This is a genomic window from Sphingomonas sp. BE138 (assembly GCF_031456125.1).
Classification (GTDB): domain Bacteria; phylum Pseudomonadota; class Alphaproteobacteria; order Sphingomonadales; family Sphingomonadaceae; genus Sphingomonas.
In genome coordinates this window covers 1-19390 of the sequence record NZ_JAVDUC010000031.1, presented here as the reverse complement: position 1 = coordinate 19390, position 19390 = coordinate 1, and the positions used below count along the sequence as shown (strand labels likewise).

The window sequence follows — 19390 nt, the reverse complement described above, 5'->3', positions numbered from 1 at the left end:
AGATCCAGATGCGTGTAGCTGCCCATGCGCAACCCTCCGCCGGGTGGAACCCTCACTTAAGCTAGGTTTTCGCACTTCGATCTAGAATGCACCGTTGTAGTAGATGCAGCGCTGATAATCGTCGCACGCATTGCCGAGAATCTGGGTCAGCTTGCGCTTGCCGCCCGGCTCACTCTCATGGATCCACTCGCACGCCTCGCGCAGCTCGCGCACCGAATAATAAGCGTCCTCCGGCTCGACCCCGATCGAGGCCGCGGCGATCGCGCGGCGGGTGTCGCGCACATCCGGGTTGAGCGATGCCTCACGCAAGGTCAGGTCAAGGTCGATCGGTCCGGTGAAATCCTGAAGTTTCATGGCAAATCCTCCGATGTCTCGAACGTACCGTGAACATCTTGGACCATGCAAGGACTTGCTGTAGTATCGCACCATGTGGCTGGTTCCGCGCGACACCCGGGGACTTGCGTCGCGCTCGCCCGTTCCGGGTGTTGTCCGCGACGCGCTGGTGCGCTGGTATACCGGGGAAGGTGAGGACAGCGATCACCGCGCCTCGGTCATCATGGTGGTCAAGGCGCGCGACCATCACCAGTGGATCGCCTGCGACTGCCTGGGGGAGGGGGTCGACCCACCGCTGCTTTCACCTGCCTACCTCTCGGAGGCCGAGACCTATTACCTGCGCCGCCTGACCAGCATCCGCCAGCGCCGCCCCGAACACGACCTCGACTGCCCGTTCTTCCGCGAACAGGCGCCGCCCCGCATTCGCGAGAAGGCGACCGCGACCCCGCGCACGATCAACGAACCCGACGGACTGTTCTCCGCGCACCGCCTCGCGCCGGAAAAGCTGGCGCAACTGCCCGACGACGACGAGCCCGATGACCGCACCCGCGGCGTCGCCATTCCGCGCCTCGCCCGTCTCCTCTGGCTCTTGATGGAGCAGGCCCGCGTCAACGTCGTCGAGCCGCTGGAGGTCGGCGAGCCGCGCACCTCCTCGATGGCGAACGAGTTCGCGGCGATGCGCGCCGCGGCCGAGCGGATCGAGATCGCACCCGGCATCAGGCTGGCGCGGCATCTTTACACCCATATCGACCCCTACGACCGGGGCATCGTCTTTGCACGGCTGCGCGAGGCCGCGAAGCGCTGGCCGACGGGTCACGCCCCGCAGGCGTTCCTGCTGCTCTATGCCCTCGACATATCGGGAACGACGGTGACGCTCGCAGGCGGCCGCGAGCTCGTCGTCAGGAACCGCATCCGCCACATCGGCGTCCATCAGCGCAAGCTCGGGCCACCCTACCTGGTGCTTGCCGTCGTCGGCGAGCATAACCCGCGCGAGGGCTATGCGGCGCTTCGCGCCTATGCCCAGCCGGTCGCGCGTCCCGCCAACTTCATCGCGGTCCATAACCGCGCCGAGCGCGACACGATCACGGGGCTGCTCGATCTGCAGTACCGCCTGCGCCGGCGCGGCATCGGCATCGGGTTCAAGCGGCTCCTGTTCGACATCGTGACGAGCGCCGGCGAGGTACGGCCGGACCTCGTCCTCGACCTGCGTGACTTCACCACCGGCGAAGTCATGGAAGCCTCGCTTCAGATCGTCACCGGCGACGACGCCGATGCGCTCGGCCTCAAGCTGCGCCAGGTCGAGACGCTCCGGCAACTCGCGCCCGTCGTCACCATCCACGAAGAGGATCTCGAAGGCGATGCTCTGGAAGTGGCTATCCTCGATCAACTTCACATCGACTGACCCCGGCCAGCGAAGCTACATGGGGTTCCCCGACCCACAGGCAGGAGAATCATCGATATGCGCAGGATCGTCGCGGCCGCTGCCGCCCTTACCCTCATCTCCGGCGTTCCGGCACTGGCCGCGCCGTGCAAGGATGCCAAGGGTCGCTTCGTCAAATGCCCCGAGAAGCCCGCCAAGCCCGCCCGCTGCAAGGACGCCAGGGGCAAGTTCGCCAAATGCGGCACTGCCGGCGCGAAACCCGCCTAATCGACGGTCCTTTCGAATAAACCGGCGACCCGAAAGGTCGCCGGTTCAACAGGCTCGGCTCAAGCCCGCTTCGCTACGATCTGCTACCTGCCCACCCTGAGCGGTTCAGGCTGCTTTCCCTCCGGCAGCGTCTCGCGCAAATGTTCGCGCACCACCGCGGCCGAGAACGGTTTCGAGATGAAGGTCGCCTTGTCCGGCATGTTACCCGGCTCCGGCACGATCCGCCCGCTGGCGATCACGATCTCGATCCAGGGCCACTCCTTCGCGACATGACGCGCGAGCGCGAAACCATCGATACTCCCCGGCATCTCGACATCCGAGAACAGCAACGTCACGCCATCCGCCTGACCGGCAAGCAATCGCAGTGCGGCGTCGCCGTCATCCGCCTCATGGCAGCGAAAACCCGCATCTTCGAGAATGGCGCTGACATCCATGAGGATGATCGGATCATCGTCGACCACAAGTGCAAAGGGTTTTGTCGAACAGTCCATCTGCCACTAACATTCCAAAGACCCGGATCGTCCCCACCGGCATGGAAGAAAAGGGGGAGGGGGTGCGTCGATCCATCTTGGGGAGACGACAGATGACCTGCTTCCAGCCCAGCCCGCAGCCCGTCGAGACGATCTGGGGCGCGCCCGACCGCACCGAGCAGGTGTTGCCCGGCATCTGGCGCGTCTCGACGCCGAGCCATGGCGGCTACCTCCTGTCCGACGAGCGCCAAGCCGCGATGCCCGCCGCACTGCGCCGCGACGACGGCATCTACGAGGAGGACGTCGACTGGTGCCTCGTCCTCTTCGGCTTCGCATCGGAGTTCCGCCGTTTGCCGGTTCCTGGCATCACGCTGCAGGTCGAGAACGCGCGCCGCTCGGTACGCTGCTGGCATCCCGATCGCTGGACCGCACTGACCGGCGAAGAGGTTTCCATCCATGACAGTCATGTGGTCCGCCGGCGCGCCGCCTATCAGGCGATCATCGGCCAGTATGAGAGCGTCGCCGCTTCGGGATCGTGGGCGGACTGGGTGCCGGACGGCAAGGTCGGCGTCACCTTCCGCATGGTGACGGGCGTCGACGCGCTCGGCTTCGCGCGCCACACCGGCGAGCCGATCCACGGCCTTGTCGACGACGAACGCTACGCCCGGCGCCGCAGCCCCGAGACCTTCGACAGCCTCGGCGCGATGCGCGTCGAGAGCAATGCCCCGATCACCAAGCAGGTCGCCGCGCTGACCTGACAGGCTCAGCGTTCGACATCGGCGGTCAGCCGGCGCCGAAACGAATGACCCGGCGTCGCCCCGCGCGTGAGCCGGCACAGCACGCCGCCTGCCATCCCCGGCAGCAGCGTCTCCAGCGCAGCGATCTCCTCTGCCGTACGCACGTCGATCGTAAGCCGCAGCCGGTCGGTGAAGACGAACGCGACCGTCGCATCACGCGGGCAGATTCCGATCACGAGATCGCGCAGCGCCGCCAACTCGTCGTTGATCGGCGTCTGCCGCTCCACCGGAACAAGGCTCGCCACCGTTGCCGGCTGCGCCGTGGCGCCTCCGGTCGTCGTCCCCGGCATGGGTACCGTCATCGTGTCCCCCCGATCCCGCCGGCCGAACAGTCATCGGCCCACGGGCACTATTCCTCAAATCGAAAGGTCACGCCATGAGCGTTTATCTGCACCTATTTCACGGCCGTACCACGGCAACCCAGGACATGGACAGCTGGGGCAGTGAAGGGCCGACGATCGGACCGCTGACCTATGTTCATACGACCTACGGGACCGAGGTGAAAATCCGGGGCAGCCGCGAGGTGCTGGAAAACTTCTTCCCCCATACGGAAATCCATTTCCACGACGGCTACGGCGAACTCGCCATCCAGCTCGACGGAGACTGCCTGCCTTACGCCGGCAAGGTCTATGGCGACTGGAGCGTCTGCACCGCGGATGCGCTTCGCACGCGCGGCTCGCCGGACCGCAAACCCGTCTGCGACATCTGCGGCAGCGACGACCTGGTGAAGGATGCCGCCGCGGTGTGGGACCGCGAGGCACAGGACTGGTCGCTTTCATCAACCTACGATTCCACCACCTGCCAGACCTGCCTTCGCGAGGGCGACGACATGGAACGCTGGGTCGATGCCGGCCAGCCGGTGCCCACACGCCCGATCGACGCCGTACCCGCCGGCGACGCCGCCTGACGCTCCCCTTTCCACGCAAAGGATCATAGACATGACCTGCGTCACTCCGATCCGCCTGCCCGATGCCGCGGACAATCGCGTACCGCTCGGCCGCCACTCGACGGGCGCGCTCAGCCTCGACCTCGATCGCCTGCTTGCCGGACGGCTGCTGATCCAGGGCAGCTCGGGCGCCGGCAAGAGCCGCACCCTGCGCCGGATCATCGAGGAGGCGTTCGACTATACCACCATCGCGATCGTCGATCCCGAGGGCGAGTTCGACAACCTTGCCCGCCATATCGGCGCGACCACCCTTCGCGCCGTCGACCTCTCCGCCGAAGGCCTGACCGCCGCTGCCGCGCGCAGCCGTCATCACCGGCTGTCGATCCACATCGACCTGACCGACCTCGACCCCGATCAGCGGATCATCAAGGCTGCTGCCTTCTTCGCCGGGCTGGTCGGAGCGCCGCGCGAGGATTGGGCGCATACCGTCCTTGTCTGCATCGACGAGGGTCACCTCCTGGCGCCGCATGTCGCCGGCTCGGCACGCGATGCCGAAGCACGCCGGCTCGGGGTCGCGACGCTCACCGACCTGTGCGCCCGAGGCCGCAAACGCGGGCTTGCCCCCGTGATCGCCACCCAGCGCCTCGCCAAGCTGTCGACGTCCGTCGTCTCCGAGCTCCAGAACTTCCTCGTCGGACTGAACGTATTCGACCGCGACATCTCCCGCGCTGCCGACCTGCTCGGCTTCTCGAACCGCGAAGCCGACCGCCTGCGTGCGCTGGCCCCTGGCGACTTCTTCGCCATGGGACCCGCGCTCTCGCCCACACCTGTCCTCGCCCATGTCGATCCCACCATCACCGACCATGTCGGCAAGACCCCCGACCTGCGTTCAGCCGCATCGGTCGAGGCCGGGGAGGCCGCGAGGCTGCTCGACCTGGCAGGTCTTGCCGAGGTCGCCGATCATGGCCCCGCCATCGCGCTCAAAGGCACCCGCGCGCTCGATGCGTTCCTCCTCGATCCGGCAGCGACCGACGCGGCCGCGATCATGGACGCATTGAAGCGTATCTCGCCCAACGCCAGCACGTCCGCCGACCTTGCGCGCCACCTGTCAATCGACACCGAGCGGACCGACAGGGCGCTCAACCTTCTCTCCGCGATCGCCGCGGTCGACACGATGCCGAAGGGCGGGGACCGGATCGCACGACTGCATGCCCGCCTGCGCGCGCGGCTGAGCGACGTCGCCGTGGTGACGTTATGACCGACCTAGTGCCCGATATCGTCGAGCTCGTCGCCTGCCCGTCCCGGCCGGATCGGCGCGGTCGATTGCAGGAGATGCCGTTCCGGCACGATGCCTGGACGCCGCACGAGATCGCCACGCTGGAGACGATGTTCCGCGCCGACATGGCCCTCGACGAAATCGTCGCCGCGATCGGCCGGGGTCATGCCGGCGTGCGCGACAAGATCGCGACACTGGGACTGCGCCGGCACTCGCAGCGCCCCTGGTCAGCCGACGAGGACGCCTGGATCTCGCGCGAATACGGCACGCGGCCGACCGCCGACCTTGCCGGCGATCTCGGGCGATCCTGCTGCGCGGTCTATGCCCGTGCGGGCCTGCTCGACCTCACCGAGGGAAACCCTCCAAAATGGAGCGATTGGGAAGATGCCCAGCTTCGCGCCGGATACGAGCGCGCCATCCCGATCGCACAGATCGCGACGCTGATCGGGAGAACGCTGTCCGGGACCGCGACCCGCGCCAACACGCTTGGCCTGCGTCACCCCAACAAGCCGGCCGACTGGAGCGAGGCCGAGGCGAGGCGCGCGCTGACGCTGGCGAGCGAGGGGCACCGCTACCTCGCCGTCATCGAGATGCTCGTCGCCGAAGGCTTTCCCCGCCGGACCAAGGCAGGCTTCGCACCGCGCCTGCGCAAGCTCGGCTATGGCCGGGGGTGGGGACGACCATGGACGCCCGAGGAGGACGCACTGCTGACCCGCGTCTACCGGGAGGGCACGAGCCGGACACCGCTGATCGAGCGGCTTGGACGCACCAGCTCCTCGATCAACTGGCGGGTGGAACACCTCGCGCTGCGCGGCACCCATGCCAATCGCGACGGCTTTCGGGGGGGACCAGTCTGGACCGACGCCGACATCGCCACGCTGCGCGAGCATTACGGCAAGGTGCCGATGGATGAGCTGGCCGCCCGCATGGGCCGCACCAAGGCATCGCTGTTCACCCGCGCGAACCTGCTGGGGCTCGTTCATGGCTACCACCGAGCCTGGACCGACGACGAACGTCGCGCCCTCATACTGGCGCACGCGAACGGCATCGCGTTGCCCGACCTCGCTGCGGCGCTCGGTCGGAAATACCCGGCCGTCCACAAATATGCGGGCAAGCTGGGATACGCGTTCGAGCGGCGCCCCCGCGCAGGCCGGATGCCGACGCTTACGGACATCCTCGCGCTGCGAACGGCTGATGGCGACTGACACGATCCAGGTCCGAAGGAGAGGGGGTGGAGGCGGACGGGCGTGAAAGGCACGCCAGTCACGAGGAAGCTTCCATGATCCCCGCCACCATCGCGACCGCCGTCGCTCCCGAGACCATCGCCAAGGTCACCCGGCTGTTCAACAACACCGCGTTCGACGTGATCTGCGAACTCTTCCAGAATGCACGTCGCGCAGGAGCGCTCGCCGTCGCCGTCACCCTCGTGACGACCGCCGATGCCAGCTATCTCACCATCACCGACGACGGTCATGGCATCGTCGATCCCGCCTCGATCGTGACGCTCGGCCGATCGGGCTGGTCGGACGAGACCCGCCGGGCCGAAGATCCCGCCGGCATGGGGGTGTTCAGCCTTGCCGGGCAGGACGTCATCATCCGGTCCTGGTCAAAAGTCGACCGGCAGGGCTGGCTCGCGCACATCCCCGCGTCGGCCTGGGAGACCAGCCGTCCGATCGCGATCTCGACCGACCCGATCGATCGCGGCACGTCGATCACCGTCCGTGTGCCGCAACAGTGGCTCAAGAACCTCGCGGCCGACATCGAGCGCGCCGCGAAACATTATCCGGTGCCCGTGACACTCGACGGCGAGCCGCTGCCTTCCGAGGACTGGCTCAAGGACGCCGATCATGTCGAGACGTGGAACGGCACCCGCATCGGCATCTTCCACAGGCACCCGTCGCACTACTCCTCGCGCGACCACCGCCTGAACTTCCACGGCGTGACGCTGCCGTGCGACCTGCCGCATGTGCAGGAGGTCGATCGCGGCGGTCACTGGATCGCGCGCGTCGACATCTTCGATGCCCCGCAGATCCATCTAGTGCTCCCCGCCCGCAAGGAGGTGGTCGAGAACGACGCCGTTGCCGACCTGCGCTCCGCGGTGAAGACCGCGATCTACCGCGCGATCGAGGCGAAAGGCTCGCACCGGCTGTCGCATCACGACTGGACCGAGGCCGCGGCTCTCGGGGTCACGCTGCCGCAGGCGGAGCCCTATCTGTTCGGGTGGCACGCTCCGGCCGCCGACTATAGCCGCAACTACGAGAGCGGCACGCGCATCGGTGATCCGTCGATGGTGCTGGTGCCCGACTTCGAGGCCCTGGTCGCGATCCCCGCCGAGGCCGCGATTGCCAAACGCAATCCGTTCGGCGGACCGCTGGTTGAGGCACAGGACGCGTTCAGGGGCTATGCCTGGTACGACGTGCTGGCGCGTGTCGAGGACCTCCGTTTCCGCATCCAGCAGGCAGGCCGCGTCTTCATCGTGTCGGACAGCCGTGAAGCCCCGACCGAGGTCACCGATGGCTGGGTAGACGAGATCGAACTGCTCGCCACGATCGCCCATGCCGGCGCGTACGTCGACGTGGCGTGCGAGGCCGATGTGGCCTTCGCGCCCGACCAGTTCTCCTGCAACTCGGTCGACGGGACCAGCATCTTCGTGCGGCGTAACAGCGGGGTCGGCTCGGGCACCGTCACCGACCTGCTGGAAAGCGCCATCTTCTACGCGAGCGACGACAGCGATGCCGACAGCTACGACACCCAGCAGGAGCGTTTCCAGTCCGAGGCCGCAGAGCGGGTCATCAGCCTGCTCGAAGGCGACGATGCCGCGCTGGAGAACCGCATACGCGAGCATCTCGGCGGACATTATTTCCTGATCCCCGCCGACCGGACCGTGACCGTGATCGCGAACCGTGACCGGCTCGAGGTGATGATCGCGCCGCGCGAGGTTCCGGCTCCCGCGCCCGAGGCCGCGTGACATGGCCCGCCACAACCATCTCTATGCGCTCGCCTTCACCGTCGTCTCGAACGAGCCCGATGGCGGCGACGTCGATCCGGAGATGTTGCGCGCCGCGCTGCTCGCCCGGATCGCGCTGCTCGACCGGGAAGGCGGCTGGATCGAGGCGACCGGCGCGCCGTACGACAGCTATGCCGAACCGGACGACCGGCGATGATTGCGCTCCCGCCCGCATCGCCGGTCATCGTCCCGCCCCCGCCGGTCGTGCTCGCCTACGGCATCGGCGTCGACAGCACCGCCCTCCTGATCGAACTGCACGCACGCGGGCAAACGCCCGACCTCGTGCTCACCGCCGATACCCGCAACGAGAAACCGGAGACCTACGCCTATCTCGACGTGATCGGGCCGTGGATGCGCGACCGGGGCATCCACCACGAGATCGTCTCGTACACGCCCAAGCGGTTCAAACATTGGCCGCCCTATTACGGCATCCTGGAGATGTGCCTGACGAACGCGACCCTGCCGAGCAAATCGCTCGGCGGTTCTTCGTGCAGCCTCAAATACAAGAAAGCGCCACAGGACGCCTTCCTCCGAACGTGGCAGCCCGCAGTCGACGCGTGGGGCAGGGGCCAGCGCGTCACCCGCCTGATCGGCTATGACGCAGGGCCGCGCGACACCGCGCGCGCGAACCACGCGCTGTCGATCGACGATCCGCTCTACGCCTGCGAATACCCCTTGCGAGACTGGCGCTGGGACCGGCCCGACTGCGTCGCCCGGATCGAGGCCGAGGGACTTCCGGTGCCGAAAAAGTCGGCCTGCTGGCTGTGCATCGCCAACCAGCCGTCGGAGATCCGCGACCTGCCGGCCTGGTGTCTCCGGCTGATCGTCCTGGTCGAGGCGCGCGCCGCCCCGCGCCTTCACACGGTCGAGGGACTCTGGCGCCGGTCGACCCGAGCCCGGCCGGGCTCGATGACGGCCTTCATCCGTACCGAGCGGCTTCTGCCTTCGACCGAGATCAACCGCATCGTGCGCGACGCGCCGACCGACCTGATCCGCTTCCAGGATGTCGCGGCCGCGATCCCGCTGGGGGAGCGACCGACCATGACCGACTGGCTCGACCGCTTCCACCTGGCCTTCGGCGAACGAGGCCGCGGCAGCGGACCCGCGCTCGCCGCCTGAACGAGCGAGCTACTGATCCACATCAATCCGGAGTATCGACCATGATCGAGACCGAAGTCGTCGCTCGCGACAGCACCATCGGCCGCCTCAACGATCGCTGCCGCCAAGGGCTCGACCGCACCGCCCGCATCGTCGTCACCAGCACCTGCCTGGCGTCGTTGTCGGACGACACGACCGGCTCGCGGGTTCTTGCCCACGCGCAGCTCCTGCGCGGACTGCGCCAGTGCGACTTCGATCCACGCGATGCCGAACGCAGCCGTGGCCGCTTCACCGTTCAGGGGGTCGAGGTGCATTTCACGATCGACTATTACGACACGACGCTGGAATGGGGGTCAGAGGACCCCGCCGATGCAAGCGTCACCACCCGCGTGCTCACGCTCATGCTGCGCGAGGATCTGTAGCAGCCATGGCGATCGAGATCGTCCTCGGGCTTCCGCACCTTGCCGCCGGCGCACTGCTCGCAACCGCACGGCGCCTGAAAGCGCCCGTGCTGATCTCCGCCAACTGCCTGTCACGCTGGCGCAAGGCCGATGGCTGGCGGGAATGGGCCGGGTGGCGCACGGGCGGACTCGCCAATGCCCACGGCCTCGCCAGCCTCGACCTCGACAGCGCCGGCTACACCCTGATGGCGAAGTATCACGGTTTCCCATGGTCCATCGCCGACTACATGGCACTTGCGGCGTCATGGCCATTTCGCCGCTTCGCCGCGGCCGATTATTGCTGCGAGGCCGAAATCGCACGCGATCGCGAGGAGGTGCTCGACCGCATAGCGCGTACGGTCGCAACCAACCGGGAATGTTTCGTACGCGCGGACGACTTGGGAATCCGAGACCGGCTGATGCCCGTGCTGCAGGGACGGACGCCCGACGACTACGAACGGTGCCTCGACGCCGTAGCGAGCATGATCCTCCCCGGCACCGTCGTCGGTATCGGCAGCATGTGTCGCCGCGCGATTTCCGGCCCCGATGGACTGGTCGCCGTTGCGGAACGTATCTCCCGGATCATGCCGCCAGCCGCAAGCGCGCATTGCTTCGGAGTGAAGGGCGACGCGCTCCCCTACCTTGCGCCTTATTCGCGCTGGATCACCTCGATCGACAGTCAGGCGTTCGGCATCGCTGCCCGACAGGATGCCCGTCGACGCCGTGTTGCCAAAACCGACCAACTGGTCGCCCGCCACATGGAGCGTTGGTATCATCGCCAGTGCGGCCGTGCGGCTGCGGCACCGCGAACCCTGACGTGTGTCGAAACGTGCGCACCGCCTTCACCGCCGAGCGACGATCCCTGGGAACAGGCCATCGCAGCCGCTCGCGCCGAACTTCGCGACCTGATCGAGACCGGCGCGCTCGACCATGATGAGATAACCGCCGGTTGGATCGAGGCATGCGCCGCGGACATCTACCACGCCCACGCCGCTTGACGAGGTTCGCCGATGAACACCGATCGTTCCCAGCGCTGGCGCGACCGACGCAGCCGCTTCGTCACAAACGACACCGTGATCGATCCCAACCGCTATTCGGTCGATCTTCTCGACCACCCTACTGCCCGTGCCTTCATCGCCGACCATCATTACCTGCCACGCTATCCTGCCGCGCAGATCGCCGTCGGGCTGTTCGGTCCCGGTGCTGGCGGCACAGCCTCGCTCGACGGCATCATCGTATTCGGCGTACCCGCGACCGGCGCGGTCATTACGCGTCATACCGGCTTCACCGACCCCGCCCACGGCTGCGTTCTTCAACGCCTCCTCTGCCTCCCGACTGTCGCGGCCAACGGCGAGAGCTTCTTCGCCGCTCGCGCCTTTCGGCTGTTGCGCGCGGCTCGGCCGTCGATCGAGGCCGTGGTCAGCTTCTCCGACCCGCAATTCGGCCATTGCGGGTGCGTCTATGCCGCCCTCTCGGGCGCCTATCGCGGCACGACGAGGCCGCGGACGGTGCTGCGCATCGCCGGCGAGACGATCTCGGACCGGACCTTGTCCAAGATCCGCAATCTTGAAACCGGCCATGCCGGTGCGATCGACCAGCTGGTCCGGCTCGGCGTGCCTCGCCCCGATCGATCCGAGCACCCCCGCGACTGGCTCGCCCGCTGCCGGCATGACCGGATCCTGATACCCGCCCGGCAAGCCGGTCTCTTCACCTATTGCTTCGAGCTCACGCCGCGAGCGCGCAAACACGCCGCCACCCTCCCGCGATTGCCATATCCGCGGCGTAGTGATGTGCTGCGCGCGACCATGACTGCAGTTGACGGAGTCGATCACGATGCCCGAGCGTAAGGTCCCCAATCCCGCCTCGACCCTTCTCGAACAGGCGGTCATCGGCAGCGCAGGCCTGTCAGCCGCGGGCATGACCAGTGTCCCGCCCGACAAGGCGGCCATCGTGCTTTTCGTGCCCCGCGAAGCCATCATCGGCTTGACGCCCCTCGACGTCCAGAAGGACGTCGGCCTGCCCTGGTACGGCGAAAACATGGACCCGGTCTGGTTCGACGAGCTGCCTGGGATCGCAGGCATCATCCCGGCCGACTGACCCCAGTCCCAAGGACGGGATGAAGGGAAGGGAGGAACCTAGGCCGTGTCAGATGAAGGGACACGAGCCATGCTTATCCATCATGCGATTGCCGTCGCGCGCGCCGATCTCGCCCGCATCGAGCGCTTCGTCCTCCGGCGTGACCGCTTCCTCGACTGCCTGGACTGGTCGGCGCTGACCGACACGACCGCGTTCGAGGCGAGCATGCTCGACGACCTCCTGGACGAGGAACTCGCCGACGCCGCCTCCTACGTCGACTGGCTCGAGGAACTTGCGACGCGCGGCACGCACGAACTCACCCACATGATCCGGTTCGATCCGTATGTTCGCCCGAACCGCGTCGCCGGGATCGCGTCCGCGTTGACCTTCGCCCCCGCCCGCGCGAGCATCGCGGCATGAGCCGTCACGTCTTTCCCGGGCACACCGGCGCGACCGAGGTCGCGATCGGATGGGACCGCCCGTTGCAGACATTCTTCGTCCAGGTGTTTCGGCCACACCCGACGCGCAAGGGGGAAGACAGCGCGTTCATCTGGAAGGGGACAGACCTTCGCGAGATCACCATCGCCGCCAAAGCGATCGAGATCGCCCGCCCCTGGTCGCACCTTCCTGACGATCTTGCAATGACGCTGGAAACCGACCGGTTGAAGACGCTCGGCCAATCCGACGGCGAGCACCAGGCCGCGATGAAGCGCCGCCTCTTCCCGGACAGCTGACCGGCCCGGGCACAAAGGAGGGGAGAGGGATGGGGACCGACGATCCGGCAAGGATCGACGGAGAACCCCAATGCCCTATTTCCTCGATCTCGGTGCAGGCCCCGCCGAGGAAGACTGCGCCCAGCTCGGCCAGACGCCCGACTTCGACACGCTGAACCGCCTCGAGATCGAGGCCTATAAATGCGCGCTGATCGCCCGCTACGGTACGCCGCCACGCGGCTGCCGCCTCGCCGGCCTGTCCAACCGGCATGACTTCGGCCGCTATGTCACGCTCGTGCTGCACATCGAGAACGAGCTCGACGAGGCCGTGGCGGCCTACGCCGAGCAGGTCGAGGAAGGCCTCGCCACCTGGATCGAGGCGGGCTTCACCGCGCCGGTCATCTACAACGGGCAGTGCCCGACCGTTGCCCGGCACGATCCGTCCGAGATCATCATCGGTGCCCTGACGACGACACGCCCCGGGCCGGACGGGCGGTTTCCCATCGACGACTTCGCGATCCTCCACGGCAACCTCGCGGCCGCCTTCCCGGCCGAGGCCGCGATCGCCGCGGAGCGCCTCAAGGCCTCCGCCTGACAGGGCAGAACCACGATCCCTCCATTTTGGAGATATCCCATGGCAAACACCTATACCAAGGCCGCGTTCAGCCTGACGGTCACCGCGGCCGAAGCCGACGTGCTGCGCGCCGCGGTCAAGGCGGTCGACATCCTCGATACCAACGGCGACGATGCGGACCTCGCGCTCGCCTACGACGCACTCGGCACCGCCTTCCATGCGGCGTTCCCACCCAAGGGGGCCTGCCGGTTCGAGAACTTCCTCGCGCTCTTCGACGACTGGCATTTTCCCTATTTCGACGCCCGCATCGAGATCGATCCCGCCGACGAACCCGGCTTTAGCCGCGCGATCTTCTCAGGCGACCAGTTCGGTGTCGAACAGGTCGCCAACCTGATCTTCACGGTCTGCAAGTCGGTCCTGCCCTTCGGCTTTGCATGGTCGCAGGATTGCGACCGCTTGCGCGTCGGCGAGTTCGGGGGCGGATGGGTCGTCATCACCGGCGATGGCCCGATCTTCCACAGTACGAGCATGATGCTCGACCGCGCGCTCGATCATGTCAGGACAGGCGGCGAAGACCGGAACGGCTTCGTTCTCGCCACCCGCGACAGCGAGGGAGACATCGCCTTCTGGAACAACGACACCGGCTTCGGTGCATTGTCGTCGGCCACTGTCTTCTCGGAGACCGACGCCGCGGCGATGGACCCGGTCATCGCGGCCGACGAACCCGAATGGATGGCGCTGCCCGCGCCGCTCCACGGCTGACCCGCCATGGACGCCGAACATTTCGACCCGGCTTCGCCTGCGTGCTGGCTCGCACGCGGCCGGTCTCCCGAACATGCGGCTGCGATCGCGGCCGCCTGGCGCGACTTTCCCGACCTTCCCCATGACGCACCGCTTGAGGCCCGCATGGCGCGAGGCCGCGCCCGCATCGCCGCCATGCGTCCCGTCAACGACGCCATCGCGCGCGCAGCCGCGGCCGAGCGGGAGGCGACCAACTTCGCCTTCACCGATGACGCGGTGCGCCACGGCCGCGGCGACGACCGCGACATCGCGATCCTGCGCGGTCGCGAGGCTCACGGCTATGGCTGGGACCTCGCCAACCGCTACGCCGACGGATGGTACGCGGCTCATGTCGGGTGGCCGCATCATTACCCGGACGGCATCCCCTCGACCACGCCGCTCGCCGAACGGCACGCCGCGTACGATCGGGGCTTCACCGACGGGGGCGGGGACCGCACCGACCTGTTCGACGCCGCACGCCGCGCTTTCACCGCCGACATGCGGTCCGACAATCTGCCCCCGCCGACCGTCATCACCGTCACCGGTCGACCGCTGCCGAGCAGCTGGCCGAAGCCCTCGGACCATCCGCGCCCCGCGCGGTGGTCACGCCGCCTGCTGATCCTGCCTGCCGAGGCCGTGGATACCGACCCCGCCTGGGACTTCCTTGCCCTGACACAGGCCCGCTGCGGCGCCGAGGCGGCGACGATCGTCATCCTGACGCCGGCCGGGTTCGCCGACGCAGCACGCGCGGTCCGCGAGCAACACAATACCATCCCGGCCGACACTGCGCACGCGCAGGCCCAGCTTTCCGCCTTGCTGCAAAACCGTGAGTACGACGATGTGCTTGTCGCGCTCCAGGGCCGCGACCTCGACCTTCTCGACAGCATCGCCAACGTCCTGCCGCTCGCCCGCACGATGGAGCGTACACGCAACAGCCGGCTCCAGCAGCGTGGCCATCTTCGCACCTGGCTCGATCGCGGCCTCGCCGAGGGTCAGACCCTGGCGCAGGGGCATATCCGCTGGGGCAAGGCGATCCCGTTCCTCCACGCGAGCCTCGGTGAGTTCACCGCCCGCCATGTCGGCGCTTCGTCCGGCAAGGGGCATCTGATCCGGATCACGATCGGCGATGCCCTGGCGCACGGCTTCGCCGCGCCCGACGGCACCCGCCTCTCACCCGAGACGCCCGTGTCAAGCAAGGCGAAGCTGCGCCCCGCCATGGCCGCGGCGCTGCGCGCCTTCGCCGCCGCGACACCGCTGATGGCGACCGCTCCGCTGCTCGCCGCCTGACCCTTCTTCCCAGGAGAACCACCTATGGCCGACATCACCGATCTGCCCGTCATGACCATGGCCGACGCCGTCTCGATCGGCTTCGCCGGCTTCAACGACGTGCCGCACAAGCCGATCGACCTTCCGGACGGGCCCTTCACCATCACGGCGAAGACCAGTGAGGGGCGGCGTATCACCTTCTCGTTCATGGGTCAGACCTGGGACGGGCCGGCACGGTTCGTCGACGTCCAGTTCCACGATCGCGGCACCGTGATCGCCAACAGCAATAACGGGGTATCACCCACCTTCAACGCCTTCGCGATCACCAGGGGCGGCCGTCACATCACTGACAGCCGACCGCTCGGGGAAGACGAGAAGCCCTCGATCGTCGTCGTCCTGATGTCGCGTGTCGGCGAGGAGCCGCCACGCTCCGAGACGGCGTCACGCGTCATGAAAGATCGTGATCTGGCTGCGCTGCTGACCCGAGCCGCGAGCGTCATCACCGCGCCCGACAGCGAGATACGATCCCACCGCGACCATCTGGTCGACCTCCTCCAGGCCGAGGCGGCGCGCCGCAATCCCTGGCAGCGACCGTCATGACCGCTTCGCCCGTGCGCTGCTCGCGCGGCGACGGGATGCACGTCGCGCATACGTCGGTCGGATGGGTCGTGTTCGATAACGGCACCGCGCGACCCGGTCGCCTGTCGGCACCGTATCCGACACGCGCCGGTGCCATCGCCCGCAAGCGGGCGCTCGCGCGCGCGCTGCGCCGCCAGCGCGCTCACGACGCCTGATCGAGGGAAGGGGGAGCGGGGACGTGGACCGGTCGGGAAATGACCCGCCGGCACACCCGACCGGGAGTCCCTCCATGCGCAGCATCCTCGCCTTCTATGAAATGGACGTCGAATACGGCGGTCCCGAGAACGGAGGCTGGTATCGCGACACCGGCACGTTCGTGCGCGTCCTCGCCCTCCATTTCGATGACCGCACCGCGATCCTGGCGCAGCGCCGCGCCAACCGGCTGCTCGACCGTCTCCAGCAGCACCGCACCCCGATCACATCGCCCGCCTATGTCGGGGGGCGCTTTCGCGCCTTCACCTTCTCCGGCCTGCCGCCCGCGCGCTTCCCCGCCGAACCCGCCCGCTAGGCCGCGGCGATCGGGCACCACTCCTCCCCAACGAAAGGATCGGTCATGCACCGCGTCCATTATTTCGACACCAGCGAGGCGGCGTATGACGCGTGCCTCGATACCAGCCCCTGCATCGAGGAAGGCGATGTCATCGCCGTTCTCGGCGAAGGAATCATCGGCCTCGCCTCGATCGATCCCATCACCGTCACGATGAGCGCCGGTGCGCTGCGCGCGATCCCGGCCATGCCGGCCTCGGCGCTGCTGCGCGAGCTTGTTCACGATCGCGAGCAGCTTCGCCACGCCGTCGAACTCGCGCTCGCGCACCATCTGCCGGTCGCTCCGCATTTTATGCCCTTCGCGCTTCGCAACGTGCCGCTGGGTCCCAGCCAGACCGTCGTCGCGCTGACGCTCGACGATATCATGGTCACCGTCGATGCGATCGGGCACCGAGAGAAGCGTCTCGCGATGCGCGCCTCGCTGGTCGACGCCGAGAGCGCACACGGCCTCTTCCTCGCGTCTGCCCAGCGCAAGCTCGCGACCGCCCGTCGTCACCTTGCGCTGCACCCCCCGGTCGAACCGCCCGCTCACCCCGCCGGCTGAACCCGACACGAGCCCCTTCGGTCATCCCGGCAGCGCCAGCACTGCCGGAGCCGGCTTCGCCGGAAGGGAAGGGGGATCGGCCTGTCGGCGATCCGGACATGGGGTTCGGGTCTGATCCGAAGAAAGGCCTGTCCCATGTGCATCGATCCCAACATCGAGCCGGTCGCCTTCGCGCTCGACACCAAGCTGTGCCACCTGTTCCCCTCGCTCGGCGACATCCACCGTGAGGAGATCGCCCTCGATCTCGCGCGCACCGCCATCTTCATGGCGACCGCCATGGCGATGGACATGGCGCAGGAATATCGCAACGGCGGGCCGCTTCCCGTAATGCCGGTACTGCCGAAGCCGGCGACGCCCGCCACCGAAGCCGAACTCGCGCCCTCACCCGGCACCGTCATGCTGACGCCGGCCGTCCCGCCGCGCGTCACGGTTCTGGCGAAATCGACCGACGTTACCGTCCAGGGAGACGGTCCGGCCGGCTTCACCTTCGGCATTGACAACCGCACCGACCGGCTGATCGACATCCGTCATGCCGGCAAGTGCTGGTGCATCACGCCCGATGACGAGGCGACCGACGTGGTCAGCCGCGCGATCGGCGCGCTCGCTGCCGCTCATGCCGATATCGGCACCGCGCTCGCCCCGATCGGGGTGGCCTGACACGCCCCCACGGCACCCTGAACGCCCCGCGTCCTGCACATCCACCGTCCGCGTCGAAAGACGCAGCCGGTGAGGGGCGCGTGACCGCGCCCTGCCCGGCCAGGGGCCGGGGAGGAGAGAGGGTTTGAAGAAGGTGTCGAGGACAAGGGGTCCAGAACGACGATCACAGGAGACGACGACATGAACATCGGTTCGATCAAGCAGAACGAGGCTGGCATCTTCATGGGCCGCATCTCGACCCTCGCGGTCGCGATGACGATCGCGTTGAAGCCGGTCGCCTCGCAGAACCCGCGCGCACCGCGCTACGAGATCCACGCGCTCACGCCGGGCCGGACGTGGGTGCAGGTCGGCGCGCTCTTCGAGCTCACCTCCAACAACACCGGCGAGGCGTTCCTGAACGGCCGCATCGACGATCCCTCGCTCAGCGCACCGCTGCAGATCTCGGCCTTCCGGCAGGACGACGACTCGTACAACATCGTCTGGCAGCGCGCGCAGAAGCGTCGCGACCTCACCAGCGCCTTTGCCCCCAAGGGCGACGAGGATCCCGCCCCGCCGTTCGGCGCCGATGGCGGCGATACCCCCTCGGGCGACAACCCGGACGGCGACGGGCTCGGCGAGACCACCTCACCCGTCGAGGACGCATCGCCGCGTCGCGGTCGCCGCCAGCGCGTCGCCGAAACCGTCTGACTGGTTCCGGCGTCGTGCCACTCCCTCGCGACGCCGGCGGACGATCGGGAACTGCCTCCCCCGGTTCGTCACACTGGGGCGGTGCCGCTACGGCATCGCCCCTTTTTCATGCCTGACGGGCATCAGTCTCCGAAATGGACGAAAAGACATGTTGCAATCCGTTCGCAACTCGATTCAGTTGGATAAAAGATGAACCTTTAGTGAACCTGACCGACCATAACTGGAAGGGGAGTGGGTGATGACGGATAGCTGGACGGACGGTGCGCAGAGCAACCCCGGGACCAGCATCACGCATTTCCCAAGGGGGTCGGATATGACCGATCGCGTCTCCGTTTCCATCACGATCGGCGGAGAACTGTCCGCCGACCTTCTCGACAACCTGATCCGCATCGCTCACAAAGAAGGACTCACCGCCGAGTGGGGAGGCGAGCCGCTCGATCACTCCGACTTGGCGGAAGAACAACCCCTGAAGCTCTTCGCACATGAAGTAGCCAACGGTGAAATCCACGACATCGAGGATTTCTGCTGCGAAAACGACCTTCCCTTCTTGCGATGGGCTGGCGCGGCACCCGGCGCTTTTCCTGCCGAGATCGTCATCTGGCCGGGTGAAGGCCCCCGCCGTAGCTTCACCGCCGATGACGATGGAAACGTGGTCCTCACTGCGGCGGAACTCTCTACGATGACATCGATGGAAGCGATCAGGGAACACTTCGAGGCTGGGACCTACGAGCCGCCTGCACTCAGGATCATTGCCGGCGATGCCGGCTGAAAGAAGGGCAAGGAGGTGCGGTGGTCGGCTTTGCCGGCCACCGCACCTCTCTTACGACGTTAAACGCCATAACTGCGACATTGAGGACCTCTAGAACCGCCACAGGAGGGCAGGGTGGGGCGTCCCGCCTTGTGGGCGGGACCGGGCTCTCATGCGGCCCTGGCGGGCCTCACGGAGCCACCTT

General features: G+C 67.3%; 28 protein-coding genes. 25 read left to right on the top strand and 3 right to left on the bottom strand.

Features of this window, described 5'->3' with window-relative positions; all coding sequences use genetic code 11:
* Positions 1-81: 81 nt before the first annotated feature.
* Complete coding sequence (locus J2Y58_RS19270; protein ID WP_310106835.1) at positions 82-354, bottom strand: hypothetical protein; 273 nt, start codon at positions 352-354, stop codon at positions 82-84.
* Between the two features lie 73 nt (positions 355-427).
* Between J2Y58_RS19270 and J2Y58_RS19265 the strand changes: the two genes are divergently transcribed.
* Positions 428-1735 (top strand): hypothetical protein, encoded by a 1308-nt coding sequence (locus J2Y58_RS19265; RefSeq protein ID WP_310106833.1) that lies wholly within the window; start codon positions 428-430, stop codon positions 1733-1735.
* A 57-nt stretch (positions 1736-1792) separates the two neighbouring features.
* Positions 1793-1981 (top strand): hypothetical protein, encoded by a 189-nt coding sequence (locus J2Y58_RS19260; protein WP_310106830.1) that lies wholly within the window; start codon positions 1793-1795, stop codon positions 1979-1981.
* An 83-nt stretch (positions 1982-2064) separates the two neighbouring features.
* On the opposite strand, the gene J2Y58_RS19255 is transcribed toward J2Y58_RS19260, so the two are convergent.
* Positions 2065-2472 carry a response regulator gene (locus J2Y58_RS19255; RefSeq protein WP_310106827.1) on the bottom strand — a complete coding sequence of 136 codons (408 nt, stop codon included), beginning with the start codon at positions 2470-2472 and terminating at the stop codon, positions 2065-2067.
* Positions 2473-2564: 92 nt separating this feature from the next.
* Between J2Y58_RS19255 and J2Y58_RS19250 the strand changes: the two genes are divergently transcribed.
* Positions 2565-3209 (top strand): DUF7007 domain-containing protein, encoded by a 645-nt coding sequence (locus tag J2Y58_RS19250; RefSeq protein ID WP_310106824.1) that lies wholly within the window; start codon positions 2565-2567, stop codon positions 3207-3209.
* Positions 3210-3214: 5 nt separating this feature from the next.
* On the opposite strand, the gene J2Y58_RS19245 is transcribed toward J2Y58_RS19250, so the two are convergent.
* Entirely contained in the window at positions 3215-3550 is a 336-nt protein-coding gene (locus J2Y58_RS19245) for a hypothetical protein (protein WP_310106821.1), read from the bottom strand.
* A gap of 74 nt (positions 3551-3624) precedes the next feature.
* Here J2Y58_RS19245 and J2Y58_RS19240 point away from each other — a divergent pair, with 74 nt between their 5' ends.
* The 22 genes from J2Y58_RS19240 to J2Y58_RS19135 all read left to right on the top strand — a co-directional run bounded on the left by J2Y58_RS19240 (position 3625) and on the right by J2Y58_RS19135 (position 19206).
* Positions 3625-4155 carry a hypothetical protein gene (locus tag J2Y58_RS19240; protein WP_310106819.1) on the top strand — a complete coding sequence of 177 codons (531 nt, stop codon included), beginning with the start codon at positions 3625-3627 and terminating at the stop codon, positions 4153-4155.
* A gap of 31 nt (positions 4156-4186) precedes the next feature.
* A complete protein-coding gene (locus J2Y58_RS19235; RefSeq protein ID WP_310106816.1) occupies positions 4187-5392 on the top strand; it encodes a helicase HerA domain-containing protein in 1206 nt (401 codons plus the stop codon).
* Between the two features lie 8 nt (positions 5393-5400).
* Positions 5401-6615, top strand: a complete 1215-nt coding sequence (locus tag J2Y58_RS19230; protein WP_310106813.1) for a hypothetical protein — start codon at positions 5401-5403, stop codon at positions 6613-6615.
* Between the two features lie 74 nt (positions 6616-6689).
* On the top strand, positions 6690-8378 hold the full coding sequence (locus J2Y58_RS19225; protein WP_310106811.1) for an ATP-binding protein: 1689 nt from the start codon (positions 6690-6692) through the stop codon (positions 8376-8378).
* A 1-nt stretch (position 8379) separates the two neighbouring features.
* Positions 8380-8574, top strand: a complete 195-nt coding sequence (locus J2Y58_RS19220; protein ID WP_310106809.1) for a hypothetical protein — start codon at positions 8380-8382, stop codon at positions 8572-8574.
* Positions 8571-9536, top strand: a complete 966-nt coding sequence (locus J2Y58_RS19215; RefSeq protein ID WP_310106807.1) for a hypothetical protein — start codon at positions 8571-8573, stop codon at positions 9534-9536. The genes J2Y58_RS19220 and J2Y58_RS19215 overlap by 4 nt, the downstream gene beginning before the upstream one ends.
* A 41-nt stretch (positions 9537-9577) precedes the next feature.
* Complete coding sequence (locus J2Y58_RS19210; RefSeq protein ID WP_310106804.1) at positions 9578-9937, top strand: DUF3768 domain-containing protein; 360 nt, start codon at positions 9578-9580, stop codon at positions 9935-9937.
* Positions 9938-9942: 5 nt separating this feature from the next.
* Entirely contained in the window at positions 9943-10953 is a 1011-nt protein-coding gene (locus J2Y58_RS19205; protein WP_310106802.1) for a hypothetical protein, read from the top strand.
* 75 nt (positions 10954-11028) lie between these two features.
* Entirely contained in the window at positions 11029-11802 is a 774-nt protein-coding gene (locus tag J2Y58_RS19200) for a hypothetical protein (protein WP_310106799.1), read from the top strand.
* Complete coding sequence (locus J2Y58_RS19195; RefSeq protein ID WP_310106797.1) at positions 11789-12052, top strand: hypothetical protein; 264 nt, start codon at positions 11789-11791, stop codon at positions 12050-12052. Before J2Y58_RS19200 ends, J2Y58_RS19195 begins: the two co-directional genes overlap by 14 nt.
* A gap of 69 nt (positions 12053-12121) precedes the next feature.
* Positions 12122-12451, top strand: coding sequence for a hypothetical protein (locus J2Y58_RS19190; protein ID WP_310106794.1), 330 nt, complete (start codon positions 12122-12124; stop codon positions 12449-12451).
* Positions 12448-12765 (top strand): hypothetical protein, encoded by a 318-nt coding sequence (locus J2Y58_RS19185; protein WP_310106791.1) that lies wholly within the window; start codon positions 12448-12450, stop codon positions 12763-12765. Before J2Y58_RS19190 ends, J2Y58_RS19185 begins: the two co-directional genes overlap by 4 nt.
* 70 nt (positions 12766-12835) lie before the next feature.
* A complete protein-coding gene (locus J2Y58_RS19180; protein WP_310106788.1) occupies positions 12836-13339 on the top strand; it encodes a hypothetical protein in 504 nt (167 codons plus the stop codon).
* Positions 13340-13378: 39 nt separating this feature from the next.
* On the top strand, positions 13379-14080 hold the full coding sequence (locus J2Y58_RS19175; protein ID WP_310106786.1) for a hypothetical protein: 702 nt from the start codon (positions 13379-13381) through the stop codon (positions 14078-14080).
* A gap of 144 nt (positions 14081-14224) precedes the next feature.
* The gene (locus tag J2Y58_RS19170; RefSeq protein ID WP_310106783.1) at positions 14225-15385 is read left to right on the top strand and encodes a hypothetical protein; all 1161 of its coding nucleotides are present in this window, start codon (positions 14225-14227) and stop codon (positions 15383-15385) included.
* Between the two features lie 24 nt (positions 15386-15409).
* On the top strand, positions 15410-15964 hold the full coding sequence (locus J2Y58_RS19165) for a hypothetical protein (protein WP_310106779.1): 555 nt from the start codon (positions 15410-15412) through the stop codon (positions 15962-15964).
* Complete coding sequence (locus J2Y58_RS19160) at positions 15961-16158, top strand: hypothetical protein (RefSeq protein ID WP_310106777.1); 198 nt, start codon at positions 15961-15963, stop codon at positions 16156-16158. The genes J2Y58_RS19165 and J2Y58_RS19160 overlap by 4 nt, the downstream gene beginning before the upstream one ends.
* A gap of 74 nt (positions 16159-16232) precedes the next feature.
* On the top strand, positions 16233-16511 hold the full coding sequence (locus tag J2Y58_RS19155) for a hypothetical protein (RefSeq protein WP_310106774.1): 279 nt from the start codon (positions 16233-16235) through the stop codon (positions 16509-16511).
* Between the two features lie 45 nt (positions 16512-16556).
* The gene (locus tag J2Y58_RS19150) at positions 16557-17093 is read left to right on the top strand and encodes a hypothetical protein (RefSeq protein ID WP_310106771.1); all 537 of its coding nucleotides are present in this window, start codon (positions 16557-16559) and stop codon (positions 17091-17093) included.
* A gap of 135 nt (positions 17094-17228) precedes the next feature.
* On the top strand, positions 17229-17750 hold the full coding sequence (locus tag J2Y58_RS19145) for a hypothetical protein (protein WP_310106768.1): 522 nt from the start codon (positions 17229-17231) through the stop codon (positions 17748-17750).
* Between the two features lie 180 nt (positions 17751-17930).
* Positions 17931-18437, top strand: a complete 507-nt coding sequence (locus J2Y58_RS19140; RefSeq protein ID WP_310106766.1) for a DUF736 domain-containing protein — start codon at positions 17931-17933, stop codon at positions 18435-18437.
* 313 nt (positions 18438-18750) lie between these two features.
* Positions 18751-19206, top strand: coding sequence for a hypothetical protein (locus J2Y58_RS19135; protein WP_310106763.1), 456 nt, complete (start codon positions 18751-18753; stop codon positions 19204-19206).
* Positions 19207-19390: the final 184 nt, after the last annotated feature.

Coding starts and splice junctions, on each gene's coding strand:
- J2Y58_RS19270 (WP_310106835.1), bottom strand. CDS start 354: ATGAAACTTCAGGATTTCACCGGACCGATCGACCTTGACCTGACCTTG.
- J2Y58_RS19265 (WP_310106833.1), top strand. CDS start 428: ATGTGGCTGGTTCCGCGCGACACCCGGGGACTTGCGTCGCGCTCGCCC.
- J2Y58_RS19260 (WP_310106830.1), top strand. CDS start 1,793: ATGCGCAGGATCGTCGCGGCCGCTGCCGCCCTTACCCTCATCTCCGGC.
- J2Y58_RS19255 (WP_310106827.1), bottom strand. CDS start 2,472: ATGGACTGTTCGACAAAACCCTTTGCACTTGTGGTCGACGATGATCCG.
- J2Y58_RS19250 (WP_310106824.1), top strand. CDS start 2,565: ATGACCTGCTTCCAGCCCAGCCCGCAGCCCGTCGAGACGATCTGGGGC.
- J2Y58_RS19245 (WP_310106821.1), bottom strand. CDS start 3,550: ATGACGGTACCCATGCCGGGGACGACGACCGGAGGCGCCACGGCGCAG.
- J2Y58_RS19240 (WP_310106819.1), top strand. CDS start 3,625: ATGAGCGTTTATCTGCACCTATTTCACGGCCGTACCACGGCAACCCAG.
- J2Y58_RS19235 (WP_310106816.1), top strand. CDS start 4,187: ATGACCTGCGTCACTCCGATCCGCCTGCCCGATGCCGCGGACAATCGC.
- J2Y58_RS19225 (WP_310106811.1), top strand. CDS start 6,690: ATGATCCCCGCCACCATCGCGACCGCCGTCGCTCCCGAGACCATCGCC.
- J2Y58_RS19220 (WP_310106809.1), top strand. CDS start 8,380: ATGGCCCGCCACAACCATCTCTATGCGCTCGCCTTCACCGTCGTCTCG.
- J2Y58_RS19215 (WP_310106807.1), top strand. CDS start 8,571: ATGATTGCGCTCCCGCCCGCATCGCCGGTCATCGTCCCGCCCCCGCCG.
- J2Y58_RS19210 (WP_310106804.1), top strand. CDS start 9,578: ATGATCGAGACCGAAGTCGTCGCTCGCGACAGCACCATCGGCCGCCTC.
- J2Y58_RS19205 (WP_310106802.1), top strand. CDS start 9,943: ATGGCGATCGAGATCGTCCTCGGGCTTCCGCACCTTGCCGCCGGCGCA.
- J2Y58_RS19195 (WP_310106797.1), top strand. CDS start 11,789: ATGCCCGAGCGTAAGGTCCCCAATCCCGCCTCGACCCTTCTCGAACAG.
- J2Y58_RS19190 (WP_310106794.1), top strand. CDS start 12,122: ATGCTTATCCATCATGCGATTGCCGTCGCGCGCGCCGATCTCGCCCGC.
- J2Y58_RS19185 (WP_310106791.1), top strand. CDS start 12,448: ATGAGCCGTCACGTCTTTCCCGGGCACACCGGCGCGACCGAGGTCGCG.
- J2Y58_RS19180 (WP_310106788.1), top strand. CDS start 12,836: ATGCCCTATTTCCTCGATCTCGGTGCAGGCCCCGCCGAGGAAGACTGC.
- J2Y58_RS19175 (WP_310106786.1), top strand. CDS start 13,379: ATGGCAAACACCTATACCAAGGCCGCGTTCAGCCTGACGGTCACCGCG.
- J2Y58_RS19170 (WP_310106783.1), top strand. CDS start 14,225: ATGGCGCGAGGCCGCGCCCGCATCGCCGCCATGCGTCCCGTCAACGAC.
- J2Y58_RS19165 (WP_310106779.1), top strand. CDS start 15,410: ATGGCCGACATCACCGATCTGCCCGTCATGACCATGGCCGACGCCGTC.
- J2Y58_RS19160 (WP_310106777.1), top strand. CDS start 15,961: ATGACCGCTTCGCCCGTGCGCTGCTCGCGCGGCGACGGGATGCACGTC.
- J2Y58_RS19155 (WP_310106774.1), top strand. CDS start 16,233: ATGCGCAGCATCCTCGCCTTCTATGAAATGGACGTCGAATACGGCGGT.
- J2Y58_RS19150 (WP_310106771.1), top strand. CDS start 16,557: ATGCACCGCGTCCATTATTTCGACACCAGCGAGGCGGCGTATGACGCG.
- J2Y58_RS19145 (WP_310106768.1), top strand. CDS start 17,229: ATGTGCATCGATCCCAACATCGAGCCGGTCGCCTTCGCGCTCGACACC.
- J2Y58_RS19140 (WP_310106766.1), top strand. CDS start 17,931: ATGAACATCGGTTCGATCAAGCAGAACGAGGCTGGCATCTTCATGGGC.
- J2Y58_RS19135 (WP_310106763.1), top strand. CDS start 18,751: ATGACCGATCGCGTCTCCGTTTCCATCACGATCGGCGGAGAACTGTCC.